Annotated in this window: 14 protein-coding genes; all 14 read right to left on the bottom strand. The window is 46.0% G+C overall.

Annotation, left to right across the window (positions count from 1 at the left end; all coding sequences use genetic code 11):
- Positions 1-11 precede the first annotated feature (11 nt).
- A complete protein-coding gene (locus tag DW694_RS10420; RefSeq protein ID WP_118168577.1) occupies positions 12-689 on the bottom strand; it encodes a 4Fe-4S dicluster domain-containing protein in 678 nt (225 codons plus the stop codon).
- Between the two features lie 29 nt (positions 690-718).
- Positions 719-1,573: an FAD/NAD(P)-binding protein gene (locus DW694_RS10415; protein WP_092068929.1), complete on the bottom strand. Its 855-nt coding sequence runs from the start codon at positions 1,571-1,573 to the stop codon at positions 719-721.
- Positions 1,566-2,603 (bottom strand): 4Fe-4S dicluster domain-containing protein, encoded by a 1,038-nt coding sequence (locus tag DW694_RS10410; protein WP_118752950.1) that lies wholly within the window; start codon positions 2,601-2,603, stop codon positions 1,566-1,568. Before DW694_RS10410 ends, DW694_RS10415 begins: the two co-directional genes overlap by 8 nt.
- 3 nt (positions 2,604-2,606) lie before the next feature.
- A complete protein-coding gene (locus DW694_RS10405) occupies positions 2,607-3,581 on the bottom strand; it encodes a 4Fe-4S dicluster domain-containing protein (protein ID WP_015524687.1) in 975 nt (324 codons plus the stop codon).
- Positions 3,569-4,012: a hydrogenase iron-sulfur subunit gene (locus tag DW694_RS10400; protein ID WP_015524686.1), complete on the bottom strand. Its 444-nt coding sequence runs from the start codon at positions 4,010-4,012 to the stop codon at positions 3,569-3,571. The genes DW694_RS10405 and DW694_RS10400 overlap by 13 nt, the downstream gene beginning before the upstream one ends.
- Positions 4,003-5,991 (bottom strand): CoB--CoM heterodisulfide reductase iron-sulfur subunit A family protein, encoded by a 1,989-nt coding sequence (locus DW694_RS10395; RefSeq protein ID WP_118752949.1) that lies wholly within the window; start codon positions 5,989-5,991, stop codon positions 4,003-4,005. Before DW694_RS10395 ends, DW694_RS10400 begins: the two co-directional genes overlap by 10 nt.
- A gap of 4 nt (positions 5,992-5,995) precedes the next feature.
- On the bottom strand, positions 5,996-6,385 hold the full coding sequence (locus DW694_RS10390) for a 4Fe-4S dicluster domain-containing protein (protein WP_118063559.1): 390 nt from the start codon (positions 6,383-6,385) through the stop codon (positions 5,996-5,998).
- Entirely contained in the window at positions 6,382-7,176 is a 795-nt protein-coding gene (locus tag DW694_RS10385) for a CoB--CoM heterodisulfide reductase iron-sulfur subunit B family protein (protein ID WP_118515708.1), read from the bottom strand. The genes DW694_RS10390 and DW694_RS10385 overlap by 4 nt, the downstream gene beginning before the upstream one ends.
- A gap of 374 nt (positions 7,177-7,550) precedes the next feature.
- Entirely contained in the window at positions 7,551-8,990 is a 1,440-nt protein-coding gene (locus DW694_RS10380) for a L,D-transpeptidase family protein (RefSeq protein WP_118752948.1), read from the bottom strand.
- Positions 8,991-9,205: 215 nt separating this feature from the next.
- On the bottom strand, positions 9,206-10,450 hold the full coding sequence (locus tag DW694_RS10375) for a 3-isopropylmalate dehydratase large subunit (protein WP_118752947.1): 1,245 nt from the start codon (positions 10,448-10,450) through the stop codon (positions 9,206-9,208).
- 19 nt (positions 10,451-10,469) lie between these two features.
- On the bottom strand, positions 10,470-10,961 hold the full coding sequence (locus tag DW694_RS10370) for a 3-isopropylmalate dehydratase small subunit (RefSeq protein WP_021653000.1): 492 nt from the start codon (positions 10,959-10,961) through the stop codon (positions 10,470-10,472).
- Positions 10,962-11,005: 44 nt separating this feature from the next.
- Complete coding sequence (locus tag DW694_RS10365) at positions 11,006-12,256, bottom strand: 3-isopropylmalate dehydratase large subunit (protein WP_110102132.1); 1,251 nt, start codon at positions 12,254-12,256, stop codon at positions 11,006-11,008.
- Between the two features lie 3 nt (positions 12,257-12,259).
- A complete protein-coding gene (leuD, locus tag DW694_RS10360) occupies positions 12,260-12,742 on the bottom strand; it encodes a 3-isopropylmalate dehydratase small subunit 2 (RefSeq protein WP_022426042.1) in 483 nt (160 codons plus the stop codon).
- A 139-nt stretch (positions 12,743-12,881) separates the two neighbouring features.
- Positions 12,882-14,018: a flagellin lysine-N-methylase gene (gene fliB, locus DW694_RS10355; RefSeq protein WP_110102324.1), complete on the bottom strand. Its 1,137-nt coding sequence runs from the start codon at positions 14,016-14,018 to the stop codon at positions 12,882-12,884.
- Between the last annotated feature and the right edge of the window lie 71 nt (positions 14,019-14,089).

The following is a 14,089-nucleotide window of genomic DNA, read 5'->3' as shown; positions in this document are numbered from 1 at the left end:
TTTACGCCCTCCTACTTCTCGATTTCTCTGCTGTTGTAAAGTTCCTGCATCTCTGTGATCGGCTTCTGCATGATCTTCTCGATCATATCGTCAAATTTGCCCTCGTGGATCTCTTCCACACGTTTCTCCAGATGCTCGCTTTTCGGTGCGATATATTTTCCGGTGAGACGTCTTGCAAGAAGGCCTACCATCGGATGGGAAATTCCTGCCGGACATCTTACGGAACAGCAGCCGCAGCTTACACAGTCAAAGGATTCCTCTGCACATTTTTCAAGCTCGCCTCTCTGCGCATATGCAATATACTGCATGACATTTAAGTCCTGTGTACAGGCCTTTGTGCAGGCATTGCATCCGATGCAGCTGTAGATCTCCGGATAAAGCTCCATCATTACCTGCTGGTTTGGCTTAAGGTCTTCTATATTATAAAGTCTCTTGTCTGTAGGGAAAAACGGGATGCTTGCCACATACATGCCTTCTTCTACCTGTGTCTGACAGGCAAGGCAGGTTTTCAGCTCATTCTGACCTTTGATCCTGTAAATGGTTGCACAAGCGCCACAGAATCCGTGTCTGCAGCCGCATCCTCTTTTTAATGTATAACCGGCATATTCCATAGCTGTCATAATGGTCAGATCACCGGGAACGCTGTATTTTTTACCGAAAAAATATACGTTTACCATATTATTTTCCATTTGAGATTACCAGTCCTTTCTTTTGCTTATCAGTACTCACTAGGCAATTCATCTATTTCATCGCACCGGAATACCGGGCCGTCTTTACAGACGTATTTGTCTCCGATGTTGCAGCGGCCGCATTTTCCGACACCGCATTTCATACGAAGCTCCAGTGTGGTATATACCTGATCTCTGGAGAAGCCCAGCTCTTCCAGTCCTGCCAGAACGAATTTGATCATGATCGGCGGACCGCAGACCAGAGCGGTCTTATTGGTATCAAAACCAATCTCCTTCAGATAATTCGGAACAAATCCCACATGACCGTCCCAGCCTTCCTGCTCGCGGTCAATGGTAAGATATACATTTACACCTTCTGTTTTCATCCATACTTCCTGGATTTCCTTAAGCTGCACCAGATCATCTGCGGAACGGGAACCATAGAGAATATCTACTGTTCCGTAATCCTCACGGTTATCCAGCACATAGTTGATCACGGAACGAAGAGGTGCCAGACCGATTCCACCTGCGATAAACAGGAGATTTTTTCCCTTTAACTTATCTTCCACCGGAAAATGATTTCCGTATGGTCCGCGGACTGCGATCTCATCTCCAACCTGAAGGCTGTGGAGATAATCGGTAAGGGATCCGCATTTTTTGATACTGAATTCCTGATAATCCTTTACAGTCGGAGAAGAAGTAATGGAAAACATACCTTCACTGACGCCTGGTGCACAGACCATGGCACACTGTCCTGGCATATGCTCGAAAAGCTTTCCACCCTCCGGAGCTTCCACACGGAAGGTTTTTACATCCGGTGTCTCCTGACGGATATCTGTGATCACGCCAACCTTGGGGATCAGCGTATCCAGTGTATAATTTTTATGACAGGTACATTCACTCATTCTTTTCACCTCCCTGTTTTTCAAAGGCCTTGATGACTTTTACGATATTTAAAGATTCCGGACATTTCTCCACGCAGCGGCCGCAACCAACACAGGAGAACATGCCGTCATTATTTAACGGATAATAAACAAGCTTATGCATAAATCTCTGACGGAATCTCTGCATCTGGCTGGTACGGTTGTTTCCGTGAGCCATCATGGTAAAATCAGAGTACATGCAGGAATCCCAGCAGCGGTAACGGTGAACACCGTGCCCTGTGTCGTAGTCCTTAATGTCATAGCACTGACAGGTCGGACATACGAAGGTACAGGTTCCGCAGGCAAGACAAGGCTTGTACAGTTTCTCCCATACAGGAGAATTGAAACGGTCCATGTATTCTTCCTGCGCCCATCCTTCCAGTGAAAGATGTGTATATGGAAGAAGCTCGATAATACCACGGATTGCCTTCTTCTCCTCTTCTACCTTTGTCTCATCAGCATCTGCCAAAAGCTCCTTCACAGCTTCTGTCAGAGCATTTCCCTTTTCTGTGAGAGGCTTCCAGAAAAGCTCTCCCTCGATGATCCAGGCTGCAACATCTGCTTCCGGATCTGCAGCATCAATGCCAAATACTTTACAGAAGCAGCTTTCCTCCGGTTCATGACAGGCAAGAGCTACGATGGTTCCGTGTTCTCTTCTTGCCTGGTAAAAAGTATCCACCGGATCTCCAAGGAACACATTGTCAAGAACCTTCACGCCCTGTACATCACAGGCTCTCATTCCGAATACAACAAGATTCTGGTCTTTCAGTGCCTGAGGCTCAATGCTGATATTTTTCCCATCTTTTTTACAGGTATAGAGATTTTCACTCTGCGGAAAGAAAGCATCCTTCGGTGATTTCACGGTTTTCAGTGTTTCAAGGGAAACTTCTGCATCCTCACTCCATGCCTTGAAGTTCACCTGTTCACTTACCTTTACCGGTAAATATAATTCCTGGTCTGCGGCAATTTTCCGGAATAATGCCGGCAGATTTTCTACTGCGATCTTATACATACATTATCCCCTTTCTGCCACGATCCCTGGCTCTACATCCTCAAAGGTAAAGCTGGTAAGCGGACCCTTTGACTCCGCATCCTCGCCTGCCTGATACTCACCGTAAAACGCATCAATATCCTTGATAAACTTACGGTTAAACAGATGAAGGGGAATTCCCTGCGGGCAGACTCTGCTGCACTCGCCACAGTCCGTACATCTTCCGGCTACATGGAAGGCACGGATCACATGGAACATCTTTTCCTCAAAGGAATCCACATTTGCCTTCTGGGCGCTGTCGAATTTGTTGCTGTCAAAAACGCATTTGCGGCAGCTGCAGGCCGGACATACATTACGACAGGCATTACAGCGGATACATTTACTCAGCTCGCTCTGCCAGAATGCAAATTTTTCTTCCGGACTCATTGCCTCGATCCGCTCAACTTCTGCGAAACGGTCAGCGTCTTTTGTCTCTTTTGATTCGCCGATCAGCTCATCATAGATCTTATGTTCTTTTCCCTTGCATACGTGACAGCGTTCCAGCATGGCATCTTTGTATGCACAGGTTTTTTCTCCGTAAACAGTATCCACAGTCAATGTCTCTGCATCTCCGGTAATCTCTGCTCCGGAAATTCCCCGGATACCCTTGATCCCCATTTTGCGGATCTTTTCAATATCCAGCTTTCCTTTACAGCCAACACCTACGATATAGGCTTTTTCTCTGTCTACACGATGCTCTTTCAAAAGCTGGTTAAAGCTATATGTATCGCAGGGCTTCAGACAGACCATGGTTTTTCCTTCCAGCTTGGAAGCTTCGATCATATATTTGCTTAAATTGGCACCGCAGAATCCATCATAGACAAAATCCTCCAGAGATTCCGGTGTTTCAAAATAGGCTGGTTCCGGATTAAAGGCAAGATCTCCGGCTTTCCACCCAAGAACCCGGACTACCGTGCCATCTGCAAGCAGTTCTTTTGCACGTTTTATCAGCTCCTGCATCTTATATCCTCCAATCTCACGTTTTTACCAAGTGAATGGATCTTCTCAACAAACTCATTCATAGTCTGTGAAAATTTCACGCCTTCTGCGGCAGATACCCATTCAACACGTGTTCTTCCGTTTTCTACCCCAATATAATCCAGCATTGAAAACAGAAGTGTCATACGTCTTCTTGCATAATAGTTTCCGGTACTGTAATGGCAGTCTCCCGGATGGCATCCGCACATGATCACACCATCGGCTCCTTTTTCAAAGGCACGGAGGATGAACATGGGATTGACACGGCAGGAACATGGAACACGGATGATCTTTACATCCGCCGGATAGCTCAAACGGCTGCTTCCGGCAAGGTCTGCTCCGGCGTAGCTGCACCAGTTACAGCAGAATGCCACGATCTTTGGTCTGAATTCTTCCTTTGTTTCTATCGACATATTGCATCCACCTCCGCGATAATCTGTCTGTTGGAGAAGCCCTGAAGGTCCATGGCTCCTGACGGGCAGGCTACTGTGCAGGCACCGCAGCCCTGGCAAAGTGCTGTATTGACAACCGCAACTCTTCTTGTCTCACGGATACCGTGATCGTTGACCTGTTTCTCCTCATAGGAAATCGCTCCGTAAGGACATACATTTGCACAGGTAGAGCATCCGTTACAGAGAAGCTCGTCGGATTTTGCCGTACATGGATTGGTTGTGAGCTTATCCTTTGCAAGAAGTCCTATGGCCTTTACAGCCGCAGCTCCTGCCTGGGCAACTGTCTCCGGGATATCCTTTGGTCCCTGGCATACACCGGAAAGGAAAATTCCTGCTGTCGGTGATTCTACCGGACGAAGCTTTGCATGAGCTTCTGTAAGGAAATTGTTAGTGTCAATACTTGCAGTAAGCATAGTAGCAATCTTACGTACATCCGGATTCGGTTCAATGGCTGTTGCAAGAACTACCATATCTGCTTTCTTGAAGATCTGCTTATTATCAAGAAGGTCCGAGCCCTGAACAAGAAGTGTTCCATCCGGCTGCGGAATTACTTTTCCTACCTGACCTTTGATGTAGTTTACGTTATACTGCTCAACTGCTCTTCTGTAAAACTCATCGAAGTTTTTACCAGGTGTACGGACATCAATATAAAATACCGTCACATTGGTATCCGGATATTTATCACGGATCAGCATGGCATGCTTAGCTGTGTACATACAGCAGATCTTGGAACAGTATGGCTTTCCACGGTCATCGGAGCAACGGCTTCCAACACACTGGATAAATACGATCTCCTTCGGTGCTTTTCCATCGGAAAGGCGCTCAAGATGTCCTTTTGTAGGTCCTGCAGCATTCATGATACGCTCCAGCTCCAGAGATGTGATCACATCCTTGCTCTGGCTGTATGCGTATTCATCATATTTGTCAAGCTTGATGGTATCAAATCCAGTTGCCACCACGATTGCTCCGTATTTCTGTGTTACGATCTCATCCTGCTGATCGTAATCAATGGCTCCTGCCTGACATACTTTGGAGCAGACACCACATTTGCCTGTCTTAAATTTCAGGCAATGCTCTCTGTCGATCACAGGAACATTTGGAATCGCCTGTGCAAACGGAGTATAAATAGCTGACCGGTTGTTCAGCCCTCTGTTGAACTCATTTGGAATCTTTTTGGAAGGACATTTTTCCTGGCAGACTCCACAGCCTGTACATTTGTCCATGTTGACACTTCGCGCTTTTTTGCGGATATCAACAGTAAAATCTCCTACAAAACCTGCAACTTTTTCTACTTCACTGTATGTATAGATATTGATCTTTTCGTGAGCTGCAGCCTCCACCATTTTTGGAGTAAGGATACATGCGGAGCAATCCAGAGTAGGGAAGGTTTTGTCAAGCTGTGACATTCTTCCGCCGATACTTGGTGTTTTTTCCACAATATCAACTTCATAGCCTGCATCGGCAATATCAAGAGCCGTCTGGATTCCGGCGATACCGCCTCCGATGATCAGGGCTCTCTTTGTAACCTGGCTTTCTCCCGGCTGAAGAGGAGCATTTAAATTGACTTTTGCTACTGCTGCTCTTGCAAGGATCACGGCCTTCTCCGTAGCCTCCTGCATATCCTTGTGGATCCAGGAACAGTGCTCACGGATGTTTGCGATCTCCACCATGTATGGATTCAGGCCTGCTTTTTCCGCTGCTTTGCGGAAAGTTGCCTCATGCATACGCGGGGAGCAGGAACAGACAACCACACCTGTGAGATTTTTTTCACGGATGGCTTCCTGAATTCTGGACTGACCTGCCTCGGAACACATATACTGGTAATCCTCGGCGTGTACAACACCCGGCTCTTTCGCTATGACTTCCACAACTTTTTTTACGTCTACCGTAGCGGCAATATTACTTCCGCAGTGACAGACAAATACACCGATTCTCTGCACGTTCTCACCTCCTGTATCTTCTGAATGCACTTACCAGCAGCTGCTGAGGAAGATCCGGATCAAGAAGTTCCGGGATCTCATCTGGTGAAAGATAGTTGCCACCTTTTTCCCGGACAACAAGCTGTCTTGCCCCGTCAATGATCTTTCCGGGTTTTACGTCTCTCGGACAGCGCTCCACACAGGCAAAACAGGAAAGGCATTTCCAAAGGGATGCTGAATTTACAAGTGCTTCGATATTTTCATTGATCACGTAGGACACAAACTGATGAGGCTTGATATCCATCTCGTCAAAGGATGGGCAGGTAGCAGAGCATTTGCCGCACTTCATACATTTCAGAGGATTGGTCCCGCTGATCTCCTTTATTTTTTCCGCAGCAGAATGGTTATCTCTCATTTTGCCACCTCCTCTTTGACGCCAAGGGCTTCTGCCAGAAGCTCTGTAAAATAGTAAACCGGCAGTCTGTTTCCGGCATTTTTATTCAGATTATATTTGCACAGTGGACAGGCAGTGATCAGCATATCTGCGCCAAATCCGGCTGCACTTTCTTCGATCTTTTCACACATATTCTGTGACATTTCTTTTTCTTTCAGGGATATATATCCTCCACAGCATTCATTTCTGTAAGGATAGATCACAGGCTCAGCGCCAAGGGCACGGATAAAATCCTCCATGATCCTTGGATTTTCCGGATCATCAAATGCCATGATCTTTCCAGGTCTCAGAAGCAGACATCCGTAATAGGCTCCGATCTTCTTTCCGGTAAAAGGATTTACTACTTTTTCTTTCAGTTTATCAAAACCGACTCTGTCCCGGAGAACCTCCAGATAATGGAGAACGGTTGTCTCTCCTTCATAGGGAGCTTCCAACTGCATATAATTGTTGGCTCTGGTCCGGATATCTTCCACATTTTTCATATCATCATTGACACGCTTGATCACATGATGACAGGCTGAACAGATCGTCACCAGATCCTGGCCTTTTTCTTTTGCCTGGTTTAACGCACGGACGGAAGAAAGCTTTGTGGCGATCTCGTCTGTGCCAAGCGGATAAACACCACCACAACACTGCCAGTCCTCGATCTCCTCAAGCTCAAACCCAAGGGCTGCGGCACTGGCTCTGGCATACTCATCCAGATCTTTGGCCTTTGTTCTCAGGGTGCAACCCGGATAATAACTGTACTTCATACCTTTCATTATCCTTTCTTAGTCTAAAATCTGACGTTTATAGTAGATATTCTTGTTCATATATTGTTTTTTTTTTAACGATACATGAATAAAAAAATGAAATCTCAACTAACACTTATTTGAGTTTTTTTATCAATTTGCACCCAAATAAAAGAGAAAAACACTCTTCCTCCGCAATTAAGAAGTGTATTAGCTCGATTTCCGAAATCATCATATCACGTTATTTCTGTTTCGACAAGGCTTTTTCGATATTTTTTGTGTTTTTTTTAACGTACTTTTGAAAAACCTTATCATTTACGATCCTGCTTCCATGATAATTTTCATTTTCGAGCATAAAAAAAGCTCCGGATCTCTCCGAAGCTTTTTTGCTCCTATCAGTAAATAATGATCGGATAACCTGCATCAATGGTGTTATAGATCAGTGCTGCCTGATCCTTAGGCAGATTGATGCAGCCGTGGCTTCCGTTGGTTTTATAACGGTTCCCGCCAAAGGATGACTGCCAGGACGCATCATGAAGTCCCTGTCCGTAGACAAAAGGCATCCAGTAATTAACCTTTACATCGTAACCATATTCATTGCTGGTAAGGTTAAAGGGATTCGCCTTGTAGGCGATCGGCCATGCACCACGATATGTTTCACGCCCCTTCACCGGCTTACCGCTGACAATATCTGTTTCCGTCACAAGGCTTCCGTCCTTATACAGCCACAAATGCTGTGCATCCAGACTGACCTCTATGTAACTGCCTGCCAGATCGTCTGTTCCGTTTCTCTGGTATCCTTTTTTGCTGTAAACAGGCTCTCTTGTTACAGCAGTACCACTTTTCAGGTCTTCCAGAAGCTGCGCATATTCTCCGTCCTGATCGATCCGGTATCCGTACTCATTTCCCTCAATGGTCACATCCGTTCCCGCAGATGTATGAAAGGTGCGGGGAACATAAATGGTATTGTATTTGTTGGCAAGCTCACTGATGTAGGCTTTAATGGCTTTTTCATCCAAAGTCAGCGTCTCCCCCTCAGCCTTCAGCCAGGATGTGATCGTATCGGAATCCAGAACAGCCGTTTCACTTCCGAATGTATAAGTTACTGTACTGCTGCGGTATTTCTTCAGCTGGCTGTTCAGGTCTGTAATCTTATTTTTCATATCCTCTGTTACAGTGACCGTCGGGCTTACATACACATGCTTGTTGATCGGTACTGTGATGGTATCCCCAAGCAGAGCCGTATCAAATGCTGCGTTCAGATTTGTGTCCACAGTAGTCTCCAGCTTATCCGGATCGATCTCCGTCCCCTGTACCTGTTTCACAAGGGTGAATTCTTTTTTCTCCTTATCGTACTGAATGGCTGCATCAACAGAAGCTTTTCTTTCTTCCGTACCGAAATTTGAAAGATCGAGAGCCTGCTTTTCCTGCTCCTCATCTTCCTCGATCTGACATTCCGGTTCTATATTTTCTTCCTTTGGAAAAAGCTTCCAGCTCTCTTCCCGCTGTTTCTGAATTTCTGTAAGCTTACTCAGAAGGGCTTCTTCATTGAGACTGTAGCCCAGCTCTTTCAAAGTAGTACTGTAAACTTCCTGATCATTTTCCTGAAAGGATACCGGACGATCTGCAAATTCCGCAGTGATCTTTTCTTCTGCCTGCTTTGCATCCAGTCCGGAAACATCCACTCCCCATATGGAAATCTTCCGTCCCAGCGTATTGTGATCTGCCAAGTATGTATAGACAAATAACCCTGCCACTGCCAGGATCGTTACGCCAATGCAGATCCCAAGTATGATCTTCAGTGTCTTTTTACTGATGGTTGATCTTTTCTCCATACCCTTATCCCTCGAGTCTTATGTAATATATGTTATGTTGTCACACTGGCTGTTATTATAATACAATAAATCCCATTTTCTGTAAAAATGACTTATCCCGGATCCTTCTGATCCGGTAAAAAAAGACAGACTGACGCCTCTGCGAAAATCTGTCTTTCTCATACGTTTCTTTATCTGTTTCTGGCAGCAGTATTTCTCTCAGGATCTTCTGCTTCTTATTCCGGCATTACGATCTTGCCTGCAACGGCACAGGCTGCTGCTGTTTTCGGAGATGCCAGATAGATCTGAACCTTGGAAGTTCCCATACGTCCCAGGAAATTACGATTGTTGGTTGCCACAACCTTTTCACCGTCTGTCAGGATTCCGCCGGTCCTTCCGCAGCAAAGTCCGCAGCCCGGATGTGTAATGATAGCCCCAGCTTCCGCAAGAGTATCCAGAATGCCAAGCTCAATAGCCTGACGGTAAATTTTGCGGCTGGCAGGAGTCACGATCAGCTTTACAAAGTCTGCAACCTTTTTGCCCTTCAGCACCTCTGCTGCCGCCATAAGGTCCTCCAGACGTCCGTTGGTACAGGAACCGATGAATACCTGGTCGATGGTCTCACCCTGAAGCTCACTGACATCACGGATCTTGTCCACCTGAGACGGACATGCCATTACCGGCACAAAATCCTCTGCTTTATAAGTTATGGTCTTCATGTAGACAGCATCCTCATCTCCCACAAGACTCTTCTGATAATCATCAAGCTCTACGTTGCAGTAAGCAGCTGTCTTCTCATCCGGTGTGAAAAGTGCACATTTCGCACCGGCCTCAATTGCCATATTCGCCATAGTCATACGGCTTGCCACAGACATATTTTCAATGGTGCTTCCGGAAAATTCCAGAGCACGGTAAGTAGCTCCATCTGCACGAAGATCACCGATCAGGCGGAGGATGATATCCTTGGACATGACATTCTCCGGAAGTTCTCCGTCGATCACAACCTTTATGGTTTCCGGAACCTTGATCCACATGGTTCCTGTTCCCAGGATGCTGGCCATCTCTGTGTAACCGATGCCGGAAGAAAACGCACCGACACATCCATAAGTCGTGGTATGGCTGTCTGTGCCAAATACAATATTACCGGGTTTAACATAACCTGCCTCAGTCATAAGCTGATGACAGATACCATCACTTCTGTGTACGTTTTTCATGCCATATTTAGTTGCAAAAGCATCTCCCACATGGAAATGTCTGGTATCATCCTGCTGACTTGCCGGTACAAGATGGTCATAGATCAGAACAACCTTGTCCGGATCCCACAGCTTCTGAAAGCCCATCTCCTCAAATTTTTCCGCTACAAACGGAATAAAGATATCATGGATCATCACTCTGTCCACATTGACCGTCACGATATCGCCAGGCTTTACTGCTTTGCCTGTGTTATGTCTGATAATTTTCTCAATGATCGTCTCACCCATTATTTCTCTCCTTTCCGTCTTAGTCCAGACCGTTCAGTTTGCGCATGGCTTTTACAAGTCCGCCAGCCTGAATAATATCCATCAGATTCTCCGGAAGAGAAGCAATCGGGTACTGTTTTCCGTTATGGTCTACATGCTCGTTCATCACAACTGTAACTTCATCTCCCTCTTTCACATTGTCGTGAAGATCCGGCTGTTCGATAAGAAGAAGGCCGTTGTTGATGGAGTTGCGGAAAAAGATCCGTGCAAAAGATTTCGCAATAACACACTGTACGCCCAGTGCTTTAATGATCTCCGGTGCCTGCTCTCTGGAGGAACCGCAGCCGAAGTTCTTTCCTGCTACAATAATGTCACCTTTCTGGATCTGTCCTGCCAGCTCCGGGCGAAGGGGACTGAATCCGTACTGTTTCATATCGTCAATGGTTTTCAGCGCCAGATACTCGGTCGGAATGATGATATCGGTGTCAATATCATCGCCCAGTACCCACACTTTTCCTGTAAATGCTTCCATATGTATATTCTCCTGTTTATTCCTGAATATCTTTTCTGAGGTTTTTATACTCTGTCTGCAGTTGCGATCTCACCTGCAATGGCAGATGCGGTAACCGTTGCCGCAGATCCCAGATAAACCTTGGAGCTCGGATGTCCGGCACGTCCCTTGAAGTTACGTGTTCCGGTGCTGATAAGAACCTCGTTCTCACCGATCACACCCTGGCAGCTTCCCCAGCATACACTGCAGTTCGGGTTCATCACAATAGCGCCTGCTTCCATGAAGATATCAATCAGGCCTTCTTTTAATGCCTGGCGGTAGATGGTCTGGCTTGCAGGAACGACCAGGAAACGAACGCCTTCTGCAACTTTTTTGCCTTTGATCACCTCTGCGCCTACACGGAGGTCTTCAATACGGCCGTTATTGCAGGAGCCAAGGAACGCTTCGTTGATCTTGATGCCGCAGGTTTCCTCAGCCGGAACCACATTGTCAACAAAGTCTGGCTTCGCTACAACCGGACGGACTTTTGAAAGATCAAAGGTATACTCTCTTGCGTAAACGGCATCCGGATCGCTGTGATATACCGCTTTTGGCTCACGTCCATGCTCTTTCAGATATTCCAAAGCTTTATCATCAGCCTCAAAGATACCTGTCTTCGCACCAGCCTCAACAGCCATGTTGCAAAGTGCCATACGGTCGCTGATGCTTAATGTTCTGGCGCCCTCACCGGTAAACTCCATTGCCTGATAGTTGCAGCCGTTTGCCCCGATCTCGCCGATAATGGTAAGGATCAGATCTCTTGCGTAAACGCCCTCAGGAAGCTTCCCTGTCAGGTTAAATTTTACGGTTTCCGGAACCATGACCCAGGAAGTTCCGGTTACCATTCCGTAAAGGAAATCTGTACATCCTACACCGGTACCGAAAGCACCAAGTGCTCCGTAGGAACAGGTATGGCTGTCAGCACCGAAGATCAACTGTCCCGGACGGACATAATTTTCGATCATGATCTGGTGGCAGACACCCTTTCCTTCCCAGAAATCAATATTATTTTCTCTTGCAAAATCTCTCATCTTTTTCTGGGATGCCGCTGTTTTCGGGCTGTCAGACGGTACGTTATGGTCTACGATAAATACCAGCTTCTTTGTATCTGCAATATGAGGATTTTTTAATTTATTGTTGTACATATCAACAGTCAGATGTGTGGTTCCGTCATTACTCATCAGATGATCCAGTGAAACTGTATAGATATCTCCGGGTTTTACACTGTCCACTCCAGCCGCTGCCGCGATGATTTTTTCTGCGATCGTCATTCCCATCTCTTATTCCTCCTCACGGTTCAGAGAAGCGATAAGGCCGCCCTGATTCAGTATATTCTGCATGTATTCCGGCAGTTTTGTGCAGGAATAAGTCTTACCATTGGCAACAGCAGTTCCCTCGGACATATGAAGCTCCAGGGTATCTCCTGTCTTCACAGCATCCGGAAGATCCTTACAGACAATTGCCGGAAGTCCGATATTAATGGCATTGCGGAAAAAAATACGGGCAAAAGATTTCGCAATAACTGCCTTTACTCCAAGTGCCTTAAGAACACCCGGTGCCTGCTCTCTGGAGGATCCGCATCCGAAGTTCTCTCCTCCAACTACAAAATCTCCCGGTTTAACCTTTTTGGAAAAATCCGGATCCAGTGATTCAAATGTGTGGCCCTTCATTTCATCCAGATTCGGCAGAAGCAGATACTGGGATGCAATGATCTGATCGGTATCAAGGTCATTATGAAATTTAAAAATTGTTCCCTTATCCATAAAACAAGTTCCTTTCTGATTGTTATCCATTTCCGGGTTAACATTCCTCTGTTACCCTTTTCGTCCTATATTCTAACACAAAACGTCATATAATTAAAATGTATATTTTTAATACTTAATATAACTTCAAGTTATAAAGTCATTTTCCTGTGATCAGCGCAAAATATCCCCACTCCCACAGAAGTTCTTCAAAACTGTTCTCAAGATATTCCCGGATATCTTCTTCCTCATATCCGGTCATTCTGGAGATCACCACCATATAATCCCGGAGTGTTTCGTAGGGAAGTGCTCCCCGTCCCTCTTTCTGCCACCGGAGAAAAACAGCCTGGCGAATGGTGGCATATTCCATACCGATCCACTGCATATGAACCAGGGCATCTTCCAGATCTCCTTCTGATGTCAGAAGATCCGAATATACTTCGTTGGTAAGAAAGCTTCGGAGAAGATTTTCATATGCACGAAGTTCCCGGTAAAAATCCTCCCAGGCTTCCGTCATTTCCTCTTCCTCATACTCTTCCGATAATTCCTCCGCCAACTCCGTCACCGGCTCCAGATACTTCCGGTAAAGTCCTTCTTTCCAGTAATTTACAGCCAGATCCTGCAAAAGTTCATTGCATTCGTCCATAGTATCCAGAACAGGCAGGTCTATCTCGCTGATAGCTCTTTCTAGCTGGTGAATTGTCTTCTCTGAAAAATAATCTTCCACAAGCTCTGTGGTAAGCGGCATGTTCCGGTGAAGTTCCTTCAGAACATAAAAACTTTCAAGAAGGATTTCCTCCGGTGTTTTTTCAGGATCCATTATAAGATCCATAACCTTCCGGCGCACAAGAAAAAGCGGCTGTTCCTTTTCTTTTGGAGTTTCCGGAAAAGCGATTCTTTTCTTCTCCTTCCAGATGTCCAGGACAGCCGGGCAACAGGGCATCATGGTCGCTTCCTTATGATCCTGAAATTCATGGATCTCCCTTGGAAAAATCTGGCAGGTCTCTGAAAGCATCGAATCCCCATAAGCACTTACCAGATAGCACAGTCTGTTCTTTGCAAGAAAAGGACAGTCGTGCTCTTCCGTCATCTTCATGATCCGGCTGCCGTCCTTTTTCATGGTATAGGCCTGCAGGCAGCTTCTGTGTCCGGGCACCTCTGACGGCGGCTGGATGGTTTTCCAGTTTCTGTAGGTTTCATCATCTATGTTGATCTTCCATTCCCTGCAGCAGCTGATGGTACATTTGTCTGCAATACAGGTAAATTCGTCGTAATAATCAGGTTTTAATAATTCCATGTTTCCTCCATATTCTTTATTTTCCAGCTCCAATGTCTCCTGTTTGCAAAATGGACATGAGTTGACCTGTT

Source organism: Ruminococcus sp. AM26-12LB (assembly GCF_003480785.1).
Lineage (GTDB): Bacteria > Bacillota > Clostridia > Lachnospirales > Lachnospiraceae > Blautia_A > Blautia_A fusiformis.
This window is presented reverse-complemented; position numbering and strand designations above follow the sequence as displayed.